The sequence below is a fragment of the Pseudonocardia nigra genome, from assembly GCF_019396355.1.
Taxonomy (GTDB): Bacteria; Actinomycetota; Actinomycetes; order Mycobacteriales; family Pseudonocardiaceae; genus Pseudonocardia; species Pseudonocardia nigra.
Genome location: NZ_JAHKRK010000181.1, coordinates 1 through 17,133 on the forward strand (window position 1 = coordinate 1; position 17,133 = coordinate 17,133).

Annotated in this window: 19 protein-coding genes and 2 pseudogenes; 10 read left to right on the forward strand and 11 right to left on the reverse strand. The window is 74.2% G+C overall.

Features of this window, described 5'->3' with window-relative positions; all coding sequences use genetic code 11:
• Positions 1-595, forward strand: a 595-nt coding sequence (locus KME75_RS31110) for an ATP-binding cassette domain-containing protein (protein ID WP_219418503.1), incomplete at its 5' end; no start/stop codon positions are given.
• Complete coding sequence (locus KME75_RS31115; RefSeq protein WP_308283264.1) at positions 592-2,331, forward strand: ABC transporter ATP-binding protein; 1,740 nt, start codon at positions 592-594, stop codon at positions 2,329-2,331. The genes KME75_RS31110 and KME75_RS31115, both read left to right, overlap by 4 nt.
• A gap of 144 nt (positions 2,332-2,475) precedes the next feature.
• On the opposite strand, the gene KME75_RS31120 is transcribed toward KME75_RS31115, so the two are convergent.
• Positions 2,476-2,667: a hypothetical protein gene (locus tag KME75_RS31120; protein WP_219418504.1), complete on the reverse strand. Its 192-nt coding sequence runs from the start codon at positions 2,665-2,667 to the stop codon at positions 2,476-2,478.
• A gap of 44 nt (positions 2,668-2,711) precedes the next feature.
• Between KME75_RS31120 and KME75_RS31125 the strand changes: the two genes are divergently transcribed.
• Both KME75_RS31125 and KME75_RS31130 read left to right on the forward strand, forming a co-directional pair.
• Entirely contained in the window at positions 2,712-3,677 is a 966-nt protein-coding gene (locus KME75_RS31125) for a zinc-binding dehydrogenase (protein WP_219418505.1), read from the forward strand.
• A gap of 146 nt (positions 3,678-3,823) precedes the next feature.
• On the forward strand, positions 3,824-4,240 hold the full coding sequence (locus tag KME75_RS31130) for a MarR family winged helix-turn-helix transcriptional regulator (RefSeq protein ID WP_219418506.1): 417 nt from the start codon (positions 3,824-3,826) through the stop codon (positions 4,238-4,240).
• Positions 4,241-4,268: 28 nt separating this feature from the next.
• Here KME75_RS31130 and KME75_RS31135 read toward each other — a convergent pair whose 3' ends face one another.
• From KME75_RS31135 to KME75_RS31145, 3 genes are all read right to left on the reverse strand, one after another.
• On the reverse strand, positions 4,269-4,616 hold the full coding sequence (locus tag KME75_RS31135) for an MOSC domain-containing protein (protein ID WP_372452709.1): 348 nt from the start codon (positions 4,614-4,616) through the stop codon (positions 4,269-4,271).
• A gap of 298 nt (positions 4,617-4,914) precedes the next feature.
• A complete protein-coding gene (locus KME75_RS31140) occupies positions 4,915-5,961 on the reverse strand; it encodes an NAD(P)H-dependent flavin oxidoreductase (protein WP_219418507.1) in 1,047 nt (348 codons plus the stop codon).
• A gap of 9 nt (positions 5,962-5,970) precedes the next feature.
• Positions 5,971-6,279, reverse strand: coding sequence for a hypothetical protein (locus KME75_RS31145; RefSeq protein WP_219418508.1), 309 nt, complete (start codon positions 6,277-6,279; stop codon positions 5,971-5,973).
• Positions 6,280-6,536: 257 nt separating this feature from the next.
• Here KME75_RS31145 and KME75_RS31150 point away from each other — a divergent pair, with 257 nt between their 5' ends.
• Positions 6,537-6,965, forward strand: coding sequence for a hypothetical protein (locus KME75_RS31150; protein WP_219418509.1), 429 nt, complete (start codon positions 6,537-6,539; stop codon positions 6,963-6,965).
• Positions 6,966-6,984: 19 nt separating this feature from the next.
• On the opposite strand, the gene KME75_RS31155 is transcribed toward KME75_RS31150, so the two are convergent.
• Positions 6,985-7,554 (reverse strand): Uma2 family endonuclease, encoded by a 570-nt coding sequence (locus tag KME75_RS31155; protein ID WP_246633193.1) that lies wholly within the window; start codon positions 7,552-7,554, stop codon positions 6,985-6,987.
• 62 nt (positions 7,555-7,616) lie between these two features.
• Positions 7,617-9,458, reverse strand: a complete 1,842-nt coding sequence (lepA, locus tag KME75_RS31160; RefSeq protein ID WP_219418511.1) for a translation elongation factor 4 — start codon at positions 9,456-9,458, stop codon at positions 7,617-7,619.
• A 240-nt stretch (positions 9,459-9,698) separates the two neighbouring features.
• Here lepA and KME75_RS31165 point away from each other — a divergent pair.
• Positions 9,699-10,582, forward strand: a pseudogene (locus KME75_RS31165) (SPFH domain-containing protein).
• A 4-nt stretch (positions 10,583-10,586) separates the two neighbouring features.
• A complete protein-coding gene (locus KME75_RS31170) occupies positions 10,587-10,787 on the forward strand; it encodes a type II toxin-antitoxin system antitoxin (RefSeq protein ID WP_219418512.1) in 201 nt (66 codons plus the stop codon).
• Between the two features lie 6 nt (positions 10,788-10,793).
• On the opposite strand, the gene KME75_RS31175 is transcribed toward KME75_RS31170, so the two are convergent.
• On the reverse strand, positions 10,794-11,045 hold the full coding sequence (locus KME75_RS31175; protein WP_219418513.1) for a hypothetical protein: 252 nt from the start codon (positions 11,043-11,045) through the stop codon (positions 10,794-10,796).
• Positions 11,046-11,283: 238 nt separating this feature from the next.
• Between KME75_RS31175 and KME75_RS31180 the strand changes: the two genes are divergently transcribed.
• Positions 11,284-13,059: a GGDEF domain-containing protein gene (locus tag KME75_RS31180; protein WP_219418514.1), complete on the forward strand. Its 1,776-nt coding sequence runs from the start codon at positions 11,284-11,286 to the stop codon at positions 13,057-13,059.
• Between the two features lie 265 nt (positions 13,060-13,324).
• Positions 13,325-13,660 (forward strand): hypothetical protein, encoded by a 336-nt coding sequence (locus tag KME75_RS47620; protein WP_219418515.1) that lies wholly within the window; start codon positions 13,325-13,327, stop codon positions 13,658-13,660.
• Positions 13,661-13,889: 229 nt separating this feature from the next.
• Here KME75_RS47620 and KME75_RS43960 read toward each other — a convergent pair whose 3' ends face one another.
• The 4 genes and pseudogenes from KME75_RS43960 to KME75_RS43970 all read right to left on the reverse strand — a co-directional run bounded on the left by KME75_RS43960 (position 13,890) and on the right by KME75_RS43970 (position 16,656).
• Positions 13,890-14,234: an ATP-binding cassette domain-containing protein gene (locus tag KME75_RS43960; protein WP_246633194.1), complete on the reverse strand. Its 345-nt coding sequence runs from the start codon at positions 14,232-14,234 to the stop codon at positions 13,890-13,892.
• Between the two features lie 82 nt (positions 14,235-14,316).
• Positions 14,317-14,793 (reverse strand): annotated as a pseudogene (locus KME75_RS43965) (ATP-binding cassette domain-containing protein); the annotation flags it as partial.
• An 89-nt stretch (positions 14,794-14,882) separates the two neighbouring features.
• Positions 14,883-15,506: a response regulator gene (locus KME75_RS31195; protein ID WP_246633201.1), complete on the reverse strand. Its 624-nt coding sequence runs from the start codon at positions 15,504-15,506 to the stop codon at positions 14,883-14,885.
• Positions 15,507-15,555: 49 nt separating this feature from the next.
• Positions 15,556-16,656: a sensor histidine kinase gene (locus KME75_RS43970; protein WP_219418516.1), complete on the reverse strand. Its 1,101-nt coding sequence runs from the start codon at positions 16,654-16,656 to the stop codon at positions 15,556-15,558.
• Positions 16,657-16,828: 172 nt separating this feature from the next.
• Between KME75_RS43970 and rpsT the strand changes: the two genes are divergently transcribed.
• Positions 16,829-17,089, forward strand: a complete 261-nt coding sequence (gene rpsT, locus KME75_RS31205; protein ID WP_219418517.1) for a 30S ribosomal protein S20 — start codon at positions 16,829-16,831, stop codon at positions 17,087-17,089.
• Positions 17,090-17,133 lie beyond the last annotated feature (44 nt).

Consider the following 17,133-nt stretch of genomic DNA (forward strand, 5'->3'; position numbering starts at 1 on the left):
CCCGGCGGGCCCCCCCGCCGTCGTCGACCGGCTGGGCGGGTACGCGAGTGGCCGCGTGGACTGGGGCGGGGTTGCACTGCACCGGGTCCCGCTCACCGAGGTGCGCCGCCGCATACTGGTGGCCGAGCACGACGCGCACCTGTTCGCCGGGCCGCTGCGCGAGGCCCTCGGGAGTACGGACGGGGGCGCCGCGGCCGCGCTGCGGGTGGCAGCCGCCGAGGACATCGCCGAGACTCTGCCGGGCGGGCTCGGCGCCCCGATCGACGACGGCGCCCGCACGCTCTCGGGCGGGCAACGGCAGCGGATCCGGCTGGCCAGGGCCGTACTCGCCGATCCCGAGGTGCTGCTGCTCGCCGATCCGACCTCGGCCGTGGACGCCCACACCGAAGCGACGATCGCGGAGCGGCTGCGCACCGCCCGCCAGGGCCGGACAACGCTCGTGACGACGACGTCGCCGCTGCTGCTCGCCCGGGCCGACGCCGTCGCGTTCCTCGTCGACGGGCGCCTGGCCGCGACCGGCAGCCACGACGACCTGCTGGACACCGAACCGGCCTACCGGGAGCTCGTTCTGCGCGGGGACGGGACGGACCGGTGAACGCGCTTCCGGTCGCGGGGCCGGACGTGGTGCGGCGCGCCGCACGGCAGCTGATCGCGGACGACCGGCGGGGCATGGCAGTGGTGGTGGCACTGCACGCACTCGCCGCCGCCGCCGGGCTCGCCGCACCCGCGCTGCTGGGCCGGATCGTCGACCGGGTGGAGCAGGGCGGTTCGGTCGACACGCTCGCCGCGGCCACGGTGGCGTTCGCGGCAGCCCAGCTGGTGCTCACCCGCTTCGCCCGGCTCGCCGGGCTGCGTTTCGGCGAACGTGCACTGGCCCGGTTGCGGGAACGCTTCGTCGACCGCGTGCTCACGCTGCCGATCGCCGCCGTGGAGCGGGCCGGCACCGGTGAGCTCGTCACCCGCAGCACCGGCGACGTGACCACGGTCGGGGCGACCGTGCGCGACGCCGCACCGGATCTGCTCATCGGCATCGTGCAGGTCACCTTCACCCTGGTCGCGTTCGTGGTGCTCGACCCGGTGCTCGCGGTGTGCGCGTTCGCCGGCCTCGGGGCACTGCCCGTGGTCACCCGCTGGTATCTGCGCCGGGCGCGCAGCGCCTACCTCGAGGCCGGCACAGCACATGCGGAGATGACCGAGAGCCTCGCGGCGACCACCGCGGGGGCCCGCACCGTCGAGGCCTACCGGCTGCACGAGCATCGGATCGGTGTCGGCGACGGGGCGGTGGAACGCATGCTGTGCACCGGCCTGGCCACGTTGCGGCTGCGCAGCGTGCTGTTCCCGGTGTGCGATGCGTCCTACGCGGTACCAGTGGCGCTGGTGCTGCTGGTCGGCGGGCTGCTCATCGACGCGGGCGCGGTCGGGCTGGGATCCGTCGTCGCCGCGGCGCTGTACGCCGTGCAGCTGGTCGACCCGCTCGACCGGATCCTGCTGCGGGTCGAGCAGCTGCAGGCGGGCGGCGCTGCGCTTGCCCGGGTCCTCGGCGTGGAGGAGGTTCCCGTCGCGGAGCCCCGGCCCGCGCTGCCCCGGGACGACACGGTCGAGGCGATCGCGCTCCGCTTCGCCTATGACGCCACTGCCCGCAACGTGCTCGACGACGTCACGCTCACCGTCGCTCCGGGCGAGCGCCTGGCGATCGTGGGACCGTCCGGGGCGGGCAAGTCGACGCTCGGCAGGTTGCTGGCCGGCCTGGACCGCCCGTCGGGCGGATCCGTCACCGTCGGCGGAGTTCCGGTCGCTGATCTCCCGGTCGACGAACGCCGCCACCGGGTGCTGCTCGTGGCCCAGGAACAGCACGTCTTCCTCGGTACGTTGCGCGAGAACCTCGCCGTCGCCGCCCCCGACGCGACCGACGCCGACCTGTCGGCCGCCCTCGACGCCGTCGACGCCCGCTGGGTCGCCGACCTGCCCGCCGGGCTCGACACCGCCCTCGGCGCCGCGCACACCCCGCTCGGCCCGGCCGCCGCCCAACACGTCGCACTTGCGCGGGTGGTGCTGGCCGACCCGCGCGTCGTCGTCCTCGACGAGGCCACGGCCGTGCTCGACCCCGCCGCAGCCCGGCACACCGAGCGCCGCCTCAGCGCGGTCCTCCACGGCCGGACGGTCATCGCCATCGCCCACCGCCTGCACACCGCCCGGGATGCCGACCGGATCGTGGTGCTGGGGCGAGGCCGGATCACCGAGCGGGGCACCCACGACGCCCTGGTGACCGCGGACGGCACCTACGCGTCGCTGTGGCGCTCCTGGCAGGGTGGCCCGGGACTGCAGGGCTAAGCGACGGTCACCCCGCGGCCAGCATCCCCAGCCATCGCTGCGCCGTCGCCGGGGCGTACGGCGGCTCGCCCGCCTCGACCGCCCGCAGCACGTCGGCACAGCAGGGCACTGCGTGCTCCAGCAACTCGTCGCGACGTCACACGGTCACTCCCGCCGGACCGCGCGCCGGGCCGCGATCCGCGCCGCGGCCACCTCGACGACGCGGTCGACGCCCGTCGCCACGCCCCAGCACAACGGCACCAGCACCAGCACGGCGAGCACCACCTGGAGCGGGAACGCGAGTTGCGTGAGCCACAGTTCCACCGCGTCCCACCAGTCCGCCACCGCCCGTACCACGACTCACACAGTAGCCGGGCGCCGAAGGCACTAGTTTCCGTGGCATGTTCGCCGTCTACGCCGCAGAGCCCAACGCCGACGCTCCGCTCGACTCGCTCACCGTCGGGGAGCGTCCCGCCCCCGAGGTGCCCGAGGGATGGGTGGCGGTGAACGTCAGCGCCGCCAGCCTGAACATGCACGACCTGTGGACGCTGCGCGGGGTGGGGATCAAGCCCGACCAGTTCCCGATGATCCTGGGCTGCGACGGCGCGGGCACGCTCGAGGACGGCACCGAGGTGGTGCTGCACTCGGTGATCGGCGACCCGGCCTGGAGCGGCGACGAGACCCTCGACCCGAAGCGCACGCTGCTTACCGAGAAGCACCAGGGGACGTTCGCCGAGACGGTCGTCGTCCCGAAGCGCAACGCCGTGCCCCGGCCCGCGGGCCTCACGGCCGCCCAGGCCTCGGTGATGGGGACCGCCTGGCTCACCGCCTACCGGATGCTGTTCGTGAAGTCGGGGCTGCGCCCCGGCCAGACGATGCTCGTGCAGGGCGCGTCGGGCGGGGTGTCCACCGCGCTCGTCCAGCTCGGCCGGGCCGCGGGGATGCAGGTCTGGGTCACCGGCCGCAGCGAGGAGAAGCGGGCGCTGGCCGAGAAGCTGGGCGCGCACGCCACGTTCCCGTCCGGCGAGCGGCTGCCCGCCCGCGTCGACGCGGTGTTCGAGACGGTCGGCGAGGCCACGTGGTCGCACTCGATGCGCGCGCTCAAGCCGGGCGGCGTCATCGTCGTCTCGGGCTCGACGAGCGGCCCCAACCCGGGTGCGGATCTGCAGCGGCTGTTCTTCCTCCAGCTGCGCGTCGTGGGCTCCACGATGGGCACCCGCGACGAGCTCGCCGACCTCCTCACGTTCGTCGCGAACGCCGGGATCTCCCCCGAGATCGGCCTGGAGCTGCCGATGGAACGGGCCGAGGAGGGGTTCCGCGCGATGCTGGACGGCGAGACCGCCGGAAAGATCGTCTTCACCCGCTGAAGCCGTTCACCCGACCGTTGGGCCATCCGGAGCGACTTTTCGAAGCTGAGAGCGACATCTGCCCTTTTCAGGACGTACAGTGTGTGACCGTGTCTGAGCCACCAAGTCGGAGGGCGCCGGGGAACGCCTACGCCCCGGCGCCGCGCGTGACAGGTCTGGTCGAGCTGCTCGACCGGTTGGACCGTGCGGTCGCCTCCGCGCTGTCCCCGGCCACCTCGGCGGAAGGGGTCAGCCGGGACGGCTGGCGGGTGTTGCTGATGCTCGCCCGCGGCGGCGGCCGGAGCATGGGCGAGATCGCCTCGCACACCGCTCTGCCGGCGCCTACGGCCACCCGGGTGGTGGACCGGTTGGTCGCCTCCCGGCTCGCCTACCGGCGCACCGACCCGGTCGACCGGCGCCGCGTGCTGGTCCACCTGGCCGGCGACGGGCGCGAGGTCGTCGAGCGGGTGTGCGGCCGCGTCGAACGCCGCGCGGGCGAGGCACTGGGCTCCCCCCACACCCAGGAACGCGCCCAGCTGGCCGAGCTGCTCGAGACCCTGGCGAGCCAGGGCGTCGCCCACTGAACTTTCCGCTCCCCGAGAGCTCCCCGGGTCACGCCCCCATCGCCGCGAGCGTCCGGTCCAGCCAGTCGCGTCCGCGCACCCCGAGGTACTCGCGCACCTCTCCCAGCGCGAGTACGCGATCCCGCTCGCCCATCATCGCCGCCATGACGTGAGCCGTGGTGACGCCGTGCACGGGTCGGTCGAGCACGCGCACCTCGTCGCCCGCCCGCGCCCGTCCCGGGCGCTCCACGGCGAGGTAGGCGCCCGGTCTGCCCGCCGCCGTGAACCGCTTGACAAGGTCCGGGACGCCTCGGAACCCCGCGAACACGCGGCAGGGGATCCGCGGGCCGCGCACCTGCAGCACGGCGTCCCCCACCTGCCAGCGCTCGCCGACCACTGCGCCGGAGCAGTCGATCCCGGACAGCGTGAGGTTCTCCCCACCCCGCCCGGCAGCACCTCCTGCCCGAGCTCGCCCGTCCAGAACCGCAGGTCGTCGGCCGAGTAGGCGTAGACGGCCTGGTCCCGTCCGCCATGGTTCTCGGCGTCACAGACGGTGTCGCCCTCGACGCCGTCGGCCGTGAGCCGCACCGGGCCGGCGACGGGCCGCTTGTCGATGCCGGACTTCCCACTCTTGACCCGCGTCCACGGGTCGGTGCGCACCACGGCCACGTTCACCGACTCGACGAGTCCCCTGGTCATCGCGCTCCTCCCCCCAGGCGCGCGGTCACCGCTGCCGCCGCGTCCCCGGCCTCGCTCAACAGCGTCGCCACCAGCTCCGCGGCGGGCAGCCTGCGCACCAGCGGGTAGCCCTGTCCCGCCCACAGGCTCATCACCTCGGGGTCCCCCGTGGCCCGGATCGGGCGGGTCACGTGGTGCACCTGGGGATAGGCCGCGGGTGCCGCGGCCGTGTGCGCCTCGAGGAAGGCGTTGCGGATGCCCCGCGCGGGCCGCCCGGTGAACGCGCGGGTGATCGCCGTGCCGCGCGGGTCGGGGGCGGTCAGCGCCGCCAGGTGGGCAGGCTTCGTCCCGGCCTCGGGGCAGGCGAGGAACGCGGTGCCCAGCTGGGCCGCGACGGCCCCGGCCGCGAGCACGGCGGCCACGCCCGCGCCGTCCACGATCCCGCCGGCGGCCACCAGCGGCAGGTCGACCTCGGCCGCGACGAGCCGCACCAGCGCCAGCAGCCCGAACTCGGCGCCCCCGCTCGGGTCCGCGGGGTCGTTCGCGAAGACGGCGCGGTGCGCCCCGGCCTCGGTGCCCTGCACGACGAGCGCGTCGACGCCGGCCGCCGCCGCGAGGCGTGCCTCGGCCGGGGTCGTGACGGTGGCCAGCACCTGGCTGCCCACCGCGTGCAAACGCTCGACCGTGGCGGCGTCCGGGCAACCGAACGTGAACGACACCACCGGCACCGGGTCGGCCAGCAGCAGCACGAGCTTGCCGGGGTAGCCGTTGTCGTCGTCCCAGGCGGGCTCGCCCGCGGCCAGCCCGGCCCTGAGCAGCCGCTCGCGGTACTCCGCCACGCCCTCGTCGCGGCGCTCGTCGGGCAGGAACAGGTTGACCCCGAAGGGCCGGTCCGTGCGCTCCCGCAGCGCGGCGATCGTCGCCTGCAGCGCGGTGGCGTCGAGGTAGCCGCCCGCGAGGAAACCGAGGGCGCCCGCCCCGGACACCGCGGCCACGAGCTCCGGGGTGGTCGGGCCGCCCGCCATCGGCGCCAGGACGATCGGGACGTCGAGTCCGGTCAGCACCGGGGAAACCTAACGGGACGCTGCCCCGAGCGGCACCGTGATTCCCACCGCGGGCCCGAGGAGGAACGCATCGGCCGTCAACCTGCCCACCGCGTCGTACGGGAACGCCGCGAGCACCAGCGCGGCCACCGCGAGCACCAGGAAGCGGCGTCCCCAGCCGGACCGGGCGCACAGCCACCCCGCCGTGAACGCCACGACGAGCGGCACCGTCACCGAGTACAGCGCGGCGAGCTCCGCCGCCGGGTCCTCACCGACGCCCGGTGCGTCGCCCGCCCCGCTCGCCGCCGTGAGGACGACGCCGAGTCCGACCGTGCCCACCAGCCCGGCGACCAGCAGCGTCTAGCGGGATCCCGCCCGGCCCGCGGCCACCCCCAGAAGCAGGACGACCAGCAGGACCGCGAGCTCGACGAGCAGCCCGCCGGGGATCACCCGCCGCTCCGGGGAAGTGGGCGGGTGAACACGAAAGGGGTCGTCAGGGCGGCCAATGGTCCCCTCCTTCGGATGAGACGGACGGCGACGGCGTGATCGGTGACCTAGCCTCCCTGACATCGAGGGAAACCGCGGGAAGGAGCGCCGTGTACCGCCAGCTCGCCACGACCGCCGTGCTCGCCACGCTCGCACTGGGCGCCCCCACGGGCGCCGTTGCCCCGGCGACCGCCGCGCCCGCCCCGTCGGCGGCGTTCATCGCCCCCGCCCAGCCAGCTCAGCCAGCTCCGGGCGACGACATCGCGGACTGCCTCGACGGCTCCTGCACGATCACCGTCACCCAGCCCGTCGTGATCCCGCTGGACGGCCTCGCCGGGGTGGAGACCGTGGCGATCACGGCCGTCCTGCCCTACGCGGTGGGCTTCGACGTCCAGTTCACCTCCGGCGGCCGCGGACTGTCCTTCATCGGCACCGGCGGCACGACCCGCCTCGGATCCGGCGAGGGCGTGCTGCAGCTGCGCGTGCTGAGCATCGACGCCGACGGCGCGGTCGTCGAGCTGACGGCCCAGCCGGAGTAGCCGGGCTCAAGGTGCGGGGTCAGAGGCGCAGGCCGTCCAGCAGCCGCGCGGGCACGAGCGTGACCGGGAACGGCCGCTCCGCGCGGAACTCCGCGTCGCCGGCGACGTGCGCGACCTCCCGGTAGCGCCCGCCGCCGTCGATCTCGAACGCGGTGAGCGAGCCCGGCTCGGTGGGATCGAGCAGCCAGTACGACGGCACGCCGATCCGCTCGTAGAACGCCTTCTTCGTGTTGCGGTCGTGCAGCGCCGTGCTGCGGGACAGCACCTCGACCGCCAACAATGGCGCGACCGGAAGGTTCTTCGGCGTCAGATCCGTGTATCGCGTGACGATCACGTCGGGCTGCACCTCGCTGTCGAACGCCGTCTGCACGGCGAACGGCGCGAGCAAGACCCGTAGCTGCCGTGGACACGCCCTCCGCAACTCGATACCCGCGGCGAACCCCATCTCCTGGTGGCTCCAGCCCGGTGCCGGGCTCACGATGAGCATTCCGTCGATGAGCTCGTACCGGTTGCCGTCATCGGGCATCGCCTCCAGGTCCGCAACCGTGAACGGGCGACCTGTCGGGATGGCGGCGTGGCCGGTGGTCATGACCCCCATGGTCCCCTCCTTCCGTCGTGAGGCATAGACGGAACGCGGGACAGGGCGGTTCCCTACTTCTTCGCCTTGTCGGCGGTGGACTCGGTGGACAGCGCCGCGACGAAGGCCTCCTGCGGGACCTCGACCCGCCCGATGGTCTTCATCCGCTTCTTGCCCTCCTTCTGCTTCTCCAGCAGCTTGCGCTTGCGGGTGATGTCACCGCCGTAGCACTTGGCGAGCACGTCCTTGCGGATCGCGCGGATGTTCTCCCGCGCGATGATCCGCGACCCGATCGCGGCCTGGATCGGCACCTCGAACTGCTGGCGCGGGATCAGCTCGCGCAGCTTCGTGGCCATCGAGGTGCCGTAGGCGTAGGCGTGGTCCTTGTGCCGGATCGCCGAGAACGCGTCGACAGGCTCGCCCTGCAACAGGATGTCGACCTTGACCAAGTCGGCCTGCTGCTCGCCCGCCTCCTCGTAGTCCAGGGATGCGTAGCCGCGGGTGCGGGACTTCAACGCGTCGAAGAAGTCGAAGATGATCTCGGCGAGCGGCATCGTGTAGCGCAGCTCGACCCGGCTCTCCGACAGGTAGTCCATGCCGCCGAGCTGACCGCGGCGGGCCTGGCACAGCTCCATGATCGCGCCGATGAACTCCGACGGCGCCAGGATGGTCACCTTGACGACCGGCTCGTGCACCTCCGCGACCTTGCCCGTCGGCCAGTCCGACGGGTTGGTGACGGTGAGCTCGCTGCCGTCGTCCTGCACCACCCGGTAGACGACGTTGGGCGCGGTCGAGATCAGGTCGAGACCCGCCTCGCGCTCCAGCCGGTCGCGCGTGATCTCCAGGTGCAACAGGCCGAGGAAGCCGCACCGGAACCCGAACCCGAGCGCCGCCGACGTCTCGGGTTCGTAGGTGAGAGCGGCATCGTTCAGCTGCAGCTTGTCCAGTGCCTCGCGCAGCTCGGGATAGTCCGAGCCGTCGACGGGGTAGAGCCCGGAGTACACCATCGGCCGCGGCTCCCGGTAGCCGGTGAGCGGCTCGGTGGCGCCGTGCCGCTGGCTGGTGACCGTGTCGCCAACCTTCGACTGCCGGACGTCCTTCACACCCGTGATCAGGTAGCCGACCTCGCCGACGCCGAGGCCCGCCGAGGACTTCGGCTCGGGCGAGACGATGCCGACCTCGAGCAGCTCGTGGGTGGCACCGGTGGACATCATCTTGATCCGCTCGCGGGGCGTGATCTTCCCGTCGACGACGCGGATGTAGGTGACAACGCCGCGGTAGGTGTCGTAGACGGAGTCGAAGATCATCGCGCGGGCCGGGGCGTCCGGGTCGCCGACCGGGGCGGGCACCTGGCGCACGACCTCGTCGAGCAGCTCCCGCACGCCCGCGCCGGTCTTGGCGCTGACCCGCAGCACCTCGTTCGCGTCGCAGCCGACGATGTGGGCGATCTCGGCGGCGTAGCGGTCCGGGTCGGCGGCCGGCAGGTCGATCTTGTTGAGGACCGGGATGATCGTCAGGTCCTTCTCGAGCGCGAGGTAGAGGTTCGCGAGCGTCTGCGCCTCGATGCCCTGCGCGGCGTCGACGAGCAGGATCGCGCCCTCGCAGGCCTCGAGCGCGCGGGAGACCTCGTAGGTGAAGTCGACGTGCCCCGGGGTGTCGATCAGGTGCAGGACGTGGTCCTGCCCCTCGACCTGCCACGGCAGCCGGACGTTCTGCGCCTTGATCGTGATGCCGCGCTCACGCTCGATGTCCATGCGGTCGAGGTACTGCGCGCGCATCAGGCGCTCGTCGACCACGCCCGTGAGCTGCAGCATGCGGTCGGCCAGGGTCGACTTGCCGTGGTCGATGTGGGCGATGATGCAGAAATTCCGGATCAGCTCCGGAGCGGTGAACGTGCGATCGGCGAACGAGCTCACTGAAGTCCTTCGGGTACGGGTTCCCTCATCGTCCCATGCGCCGCCGGGCGGGACGCCGAACGGGTGAGGGCGACGTCGGAAAAAATTGATATCATCCTGCTAGCGGCCGGCCGAGCGGGTCGCCCGACGCCCCAGGGGGACGCCATGACCACCGAACCGACGACCAGCCGGCCCACAACGACCGGCATCCCGAACACCGACGACCCGACCACCGACGACCTCGACGCAGCCAGGGCCCGGATGCCCGAGCCCGCCGTCCGCGAACGCCGGGCGACCAGCGCCGACGGGTTCCTCGGCGTGCTCGTCGGGCTCGCGCTCGTGCTCGGCGGCGGAGGGGCCGGTGCCGCGCTGGTGCTCGGCGGCGCGGTCGTGGTGGGCATCACGATCGGGGCCATCGGGATCGGCCTCGGGGTGCTCGCGCTGGCCGGGCTGACCACGGTGGAGCCCGGCGAGGCAAAGGTGCTGCAGTTCTTCGGCCGCTACACCGGGACCGTCCGCCCGGCGGGGCTGCGCTGGGTCAACCCGCTGACCACCCGCACCAAGGTCTCCACGCGCATCCGCAACCACGAGAGCGAGGTGCTCAAGGTCAACGAGTCCGACGGCAACCCGATCGAGATCGCCGCGGTGGTCGTCTGGCAGGTGGAGGACACCGCCATGGCGATGTTCGAGGTCGACGAGTTCCTGGAGTTCGTGCACACCCAGACCGAGACCGCGATCCGGCACATCGCCACCAGCTACCCCTACGACGACCACGGCGGCGGCGAGTTGTCGCTGCGCGGCAACGCCACCGAGGTCACCGAGCGGCTGTCGGCGGAGATCACCGCCCGCGTCGAGTCGGCCGGCGTGCGCATCGTCGAGTCCCGCCTGACGCACCTCGCCTACGCCCCGAGATCGCCGGCGCGATGCTGCAGCGCCAACAGGCCGGCGCCGTCGTCGCGGCGCGGGAGCGGATCGTCGAAGGCGCGGTGGGGATGGTCGACATGGCCCTGGCCCGGCTGTCCGAGCGCGACATCGTCGAGCTCGACGAGGAGCGCAAGGCCGCGATGGTGAGCAACCTGCTCGTCGTGCTCTGCGGCGACCGCGCCACCCAGCCGATCGTCAACGCGGGCTCGCTGTACCACTGATCCCGTGGCCGATCGCAAGAGCTTCCTGCTCCGGCTCGACCCGGCCGTCCACGACGCGCTCGCGCGGTGGGCGGCCGACGAGCTGCGCAGCACGAACGCGCAGATCGACTTCCTGCTGCGGGCCGCGCTGGCCGACGCGGGCAGGCTGCCGAAGGACGCGCAGGGCCCGCGCCGCCGCGGCCGCCCCCGCGCCGACGAGGAGTAGCGCCGGTCAGGCCGTGACCAGCCGGGCGGCGAGGGTCACCACGAGCGCCGCGACGACCCCGAGGAACACGCGCCGCACCAGGCGGAGCATCACGACGAACTGGGCGCGCCTGCCGAACCGGGGCCCGTGCACGGCACCCAGGTCCCGGCGGCGCAGCGTGTAGATCCCGACCCCGACCAGCGCCGCCAGCACCACGACGGTCAGCGCGTTCGAGGGCAGCAACGCGGCGTCGTGCGGTGCGAGGATGAGCACCCGCAACGGCTGACGGTCACCACTGGTGATGGCATGATCACGGTGTGTTCGATCATGGCGTGCACACGGAAACCCGGGCTCCCCAGCAGGGCAGTCACGTGCCACCATGGCCAGATCGCGCGAGGGGCGGGGTCCGCGAGTCGGCCGTCCCCCCGCGGGCCGGGACCCCAGCCCCGGCGAACGACCCGAGCAGCCCGACCGGCGATCCAGGGGGCGACCGGTGACGACGACGCGCTCGACCGTCATGAGCAGCACGTCGACCGAGTGCGCCCTCATCGCGGGTGGACCGGGGTGCGACTGTCCCGACGAGGCGGACCGCCTCACCGACGAGCAGATCTCCGACCGCGCTCTGGCGAAGTTCCGTTGGCAGCAGCGCGCCGCACCGGCCGGACGGCTGGCGGCGCGCCGCGGGCTGGACGGCCTGCTCGCCCACGCCCGCAGCCGGGGCCCGTCCAACCTGGTCGCCGAGCTGCTGCGGATCTGCATCCTGGTGCGGGTACTCGGCTACGACCCCGCCGACGCCGACGACGTCGAGGTGCTGCTGCAGGAGTACACCGAGCTCGCCGAGCTGGACGACGACCCGCGCAGGCTCGGGGAGGCCGCCGCGCTGCGAGCGCACCGCACCGCCGTCTTCGGGCAGGGGGAGAACGCCCTCACCGACGCCGCCGAGGCGCTGGCCATCCTCACCGAGCTCGCCGCACCCGATCCGGGAGAGGACCAGGCCGAGTGGTCCCGGCTGGTGTCGCGGAGTCTCAACGGGCTGCTGCTGGTGCTGCTGAAGCTGGGCGCGCACGAGCTGGCCGACGAGGTGTCCCAGCGGGCCATCGCCGTGTCCGAGATCGCCGGCTCGCTGATGGACCGGCTCGTGCACCAGCTCAACCGGGTGCGGCTACAGCTCGCGTGGGCGCTGCGTCTGGAGCGCGGCGGACGCGACGCCGCAGCCGCCACCCGTTTCGTCGGCGCCGCGCAGACCGCGCACGCCGCCGCCCTGCTCTGGGGGCCCGCGCGGGCCGGTAGCGGCAGCGGCCGGACGGCTGCCGAGGAGTGCTCGATCATCGGGGCGGCCTACGCCCTGCAGCGCCCCGGCCCTCAGCACCTCGAGCTGCTGACCGGGCTGAAGGAGGTGGCGCACTTCACCGAGGACCGCATCATGTTGGCGATCGCCACCGCGCGCTGCTTCCTCGCCGCCGACCGACCGGCCGACGCGTGGAGCGCGCTCGCCCCGCTGCACGAGGAGCTGTGGCACGACAGCACGGACGCCGTGCTCGCCCTCGCGCTGCACCGCGAGTTCGCCAAGGTCGAGGAGATCGCCCGCGGCGCCGGCACCCGCTCGGACGCCCTCGAGCGCTACGCCATCGCGCTCGAGGGCGAGCTGTGGGCGCTGCGGGAGGCGCGGCTGACAGCGCTGCGCAGCCACTCCGAACACCACCGGCTGGCCAGGGAGCACGGGGCCGTCGCGGCCCAGGCGCTCCAGGACCCCCTGACCGGGCTGCCGAACCGGCGGGCACTGGACCTGCGGCTCGCCGAGGCGACCACCACGACCGCCACCCAGCCGTGCGCCGTCGCCCTCATCGACCTCGACCGGTTCAAGGACGTCAACGACGACCGCTCGCACGCCGCGGGCGACGCGGTACTGCGCGAGGTGGCGAGCTGCCTGCGCACGGTCCTGCGCTCGCAGGACCTGGTGGCCCGCTACGGCGGCGACGAGTTCGTGGTGGTCATGCCGGCCACTCCGCTCCCGGTCGCCCGCGCGGCGCTGCAGCGGGCCGCCGACGCGGTCGCGGCACTGCCCGCCGAGGTGGCGGCAGGCGTCACGATGTCGGTGGGCGTGGTCCGCGCCCCGCTCGACGGCGAGCCCACCGCTGCACTGGCCGCGGCGGACACCGCGATGTACCGGGCGAAGCGGGCGGGCGGCAACACCGTGATCACCGGCTCCACGGCCCACGGTCCGGAACCGGCCGCCGACCCGGACGCGGCCCCGGACCCCGACCAGTCGGGGAGCCGCGAATCCTGGTCCTAGGTCGGGCCCGGCACGTCGCGGCGGTGCACCAGGAGGGTCGCCGCCGCCACGGCCACCAGGGCGTAGCCGGCAGCACCGCCACCGCGACGGCGGGTGGGCCGCCGGGCCCCACCCCGAACGGGGCGTCGACCGCGGGCTCGCCCAGCGCCACGGCGAGCGTCCCGACCGACGGGCCGAGCAGGAGGCCCTCCACCCAGCCGGCCCCGGGCAGCACCGCGAGCAGCCACGCACCGCTGTCTCCAGCCCGAGCACCCAGACCAGGCCGATGCCCACCGCCGCGGTCGCGCCGCGCAGCACGTGCCCGAGCAGCGCGCCGAGCGCGGCGAAGGCGACCCCCACCAGCCACGCCGCGCCGAGCGCCGCCCCGACCGCCGCCAGGTCCGGTGCGTGCGCGGCCGCCCCCTCCAGGGCCGCGATCGTCACCGCCGCGAGGGCCGCCACGGCGAACTCGGCCGCGACGACCAGCCCGACCACCACCGCGAGTGCGGCCGACTGCGCCAGCACCACCCCGGTCCGGCCCGCCCGCCGGACGAGCAGCGTGGCGACGGTGCCCCAGCGGTACTCGTTGCCGACGAGCACAGCGCCGAGCAGCACCAGGTAGGCCCCGCCGAAGGGCGTGTACCCGGCGAGGACCGTGCCCGGCAGCGCGCCGGGGAGCAACCCGTCGAGCACCGTCGCCGCCGCCTCGGGCGGCATCCCGCCCAGGCGGACCACCAGGTACGGCACGCCCATCCCGAACAGCGGGCCGAGCAGCACCCACGCCCCGCCGATCGCGAGCACCGCCCGGCGCCGCACCAGGGCGTCCCGGTGAGCCCGCACCTCCGCCGCGATCACGCCGCCACCTCCTGCGCGTCGAGCCCGAGCAGCAGCTCCTCCAGCCCGCCGCCCACCCGCAGCTCGCTGACGGCCACGAGCGCCCGGTTGATCTCGGCGGTCTGGGCGCGGGCGGTGACGACGCGGAGCACGCCGTCGGCGGCCGTCACGGACTCGACGGCCGGGTGCCCGGTCAGGCAGCGGACGGCGGCCGGCAGGGGCTCGGCCCGCACGATCACCTCCGTGGCCGCGCCCGTCAGCTCGCCCGGCGCGCCCTCGGCCACCAACCGCCCGCGGTGCAACAGCCCGACCCGGTCGCAGACCTGCTCGACCTCGACGAGCAGGTGGCTCGACAACAGCACCGCGGCACCCGCCGTCGGCGCGCGCCCGCACGATGCGCCGGACGTCGGCGATCCCGGCCGGGTCGAGCCCGTTGGTCGGCTCGTCGAGCACGAGCAGCTCCGGACCGCCCAGCAGGGCGACGGCCAGCCCGAGTCGCTGGCGCATCCCGAGCGAGTAGCCGCCGACGCGCCGGTCCGCCCGGTCCGCGAGACCCGCCGCGGCCAGCGCCTCGGCGAGCCGCCCGTCGAGCCCGGGCCCGGCGAGCCCGGACAGCCGCGCCATCAGCCGCAGGTTCTGGCGACCGGTCAGGTGCGGGTAGTGCCCGGTCGACTCCGTCATCGCCCCGGTCCGGGCCAGCATCGCCGGGGAACCCGGTGCCGCCCCGAAGACCCGCACGTCCCCCGCCGACGGCCGGGCCAGGCCGAGCAGCATTCGCAGCACGGTCGTCTTGCCCGCCCCGTTCAGCCCGACGAGCCCGTACACCTCGCCGGGCGCGAGCACCAGATCGAGCCCGTCCACCGCGAGCACCCCGCCCGGGTACCGCTTGCCGAGCCCACGGGCCCGCACCACGTCCGCCATGGCGGCCACCCTCCCCCGCGGCCGCCGCTGTCCACATCGGCCGCGGGTCGCGTTCCCGGATGCGTCGCGAGGTGGACCGCGCTGCTACCTCAGGCCCACTCGCCCGCCCGGACCAGGCCGGTCTCGTAGGCGAGCACCACCGCCTGCACGCGGTCGCGCAGGCCCAGCTTCGTCAACACCCTGCCGACATGGCTCTTCACGGTGGCGTGCGACAGGTGCAGCTCGTGGGCGATCTCGGCGTTGGACCGGCCGCGGGCCACGAGCATCAGCACCTCCCGCTCGCGGTCCGACAGCGCCTCCAGCACCGATGGGTCGGTCCTCGGCTCGCCCGCACCCGACACGAAGCGGTCGAGCAGCCGTCGGGTCACCCGGGGGGACACGACGGCGTCGCCCGCCGCGACCGCCCGGATCGCCGACACCAGCTCCGCCGGCGGCGCGTCCTTGAGCAGGAACCCGCTGGCCCCGCCGCGCAGCGCGGCGAACACGTACTCGTCGAGGTCGAAGGTCGTCATCACGAGCACCCGGGCGCTGCCCGCCCCCGTGATCCTGCGCGTGGCCTCGACCCCGTCGAGCACGGGCATGCGCACGTCCATCAGCACGACATCGGGACGCAGCCGATCGGTCGCCGCGACCGCGGCCGCCCCGTCGGACACCTCGCCGACGACGTCGATGTCCTCCTGCGCGTCGAGCACCATGCGCAGGCCCATCCGCATGAGCTCCTGATCGTCGACCAGCAGCACCGTGGTCGCCACGCCCGGCACGCTACTGCGTGCGCGGCAGCGGAAGCACGGCCAGCACCCGCCAGCCGCCCGACCGTCGCGGGCCTGCCTCCAGCTCGCCACCGGCCGCGCGGGCGCGCTCCCGCATGCCGACCACGCCCGCGCCCACCCGGCCCGGCCCGCTCGCCGGCTTCCGATCCGCACCGCCGTCGTCCGCGACCTCGATCCGCAGCTCGCGGCCGTCCACCTCGACTAGCACGGTGACGGCGGCACCCGGCGGGGCGTGGCGAAGGCAGTTCGTCAGGGCCTCCTGCACGATCCGGTAGCCGGTGGCCCGCAGGCCCGCAGGGAGCTGCGGTCGCTCGGGGTCCAGCCGTACCGCCAGCCCGGCCGCGCGCATCATGGCGGCGAGCCCGACGAGGTCTCCGTCCGGGCCCCCGTCCGGGTCGCCGTCGGTCCCCCGGAGCGCCGCAACCAACCCGCGCAGCTCGTCGGGGGTCTGGCGCCCGGCGTCGGCGGTGGTGCCCATGGCACGCTCGGCGCCCTCCGGGTCGCGGCGCAGAACCAGCCGCGCCCCCTCGGCGTGCACGACCATCACGCTCACCGCGTGCGTGACGACGTCGTGCATCTCACGGGCGATCCGCGCCCGCTCCTGCGCCGCGGCGAGCTCGCGGTCCCGGTCCAGCTCCGTACGCCGCGCGCCCGCGGCGGCGACGACCTCACCGACGACGGCGGCCACCGCCACCCAGATCAGCCAGAGCCACGGCCCCCAGCTCCCGGTCGCCCACGTCCAGAGGGCCGCGCCCGCCACGATCCCGCCCAGTAGGACCTGCGCGTCCCGCCCGCCGCAGTGCACCCGCACCGTGCCGACCATGACGGCGACCGCCATCAGCGCGAAGTGGTTCACGGCGAGCGCGGGTTGGGTCAGCACCGCCAGCGCAGCCCCCGAGCACGAGCGCGGCCGCTGTGCGCGGCGCGCGCCTGCGCAGCGCCACGGGCGCGGCCAGCGCGACCGACGCCGCAGGTACCCGGCCCGCTGGTCCGGCGGCGCGAGGCTCGACGCCCCGAGCGCGTCGAGGACGAGCAGCAGGGTGGCGACGGCCGCGTCGAGCACCCACGGACGTCCCCGCCACCACCGGCCCACGACGGGTAGCCTACGAGCCGCGCAGCGAGCGGGAACGGGCCGATTTCACCCGGTTCTCCACGCGCTGTAACATGGACAGCTGAGCGCCCGGCGTGAACGAACGGATCCCCGCCGCCGGTGCAGAGCGAAACTAGGCGAGCAAGCAGCGGCAGGAAGAACTCGAGGCATTCGCGTGGCCAACATCAAGTCCCAGATCAAGCGGGTCAAGACCAACGAGAAGCGGCGTATCCGCAACAAGTCGGTCAAGTCCTCCGTCCGCACCGCCGTGCGGCGCTTCCGCGAGGCCGTGGAGGCCGGCGACACCGAGAAGGCCGTCGAGCTGCAGCGCGCCGCCGCCCGGGCCCTGGACAAGGCCGCCAGCAAGGGCGTCATCCACAAGAACCAGGCGGCGAACCGCAAGTCGGCGCTGGCCAAGCGCGCCGACGCGCTCTGATCCGAGCGATCTCCTCCCGACGGCGCCGACCGCACCAGCGGTCG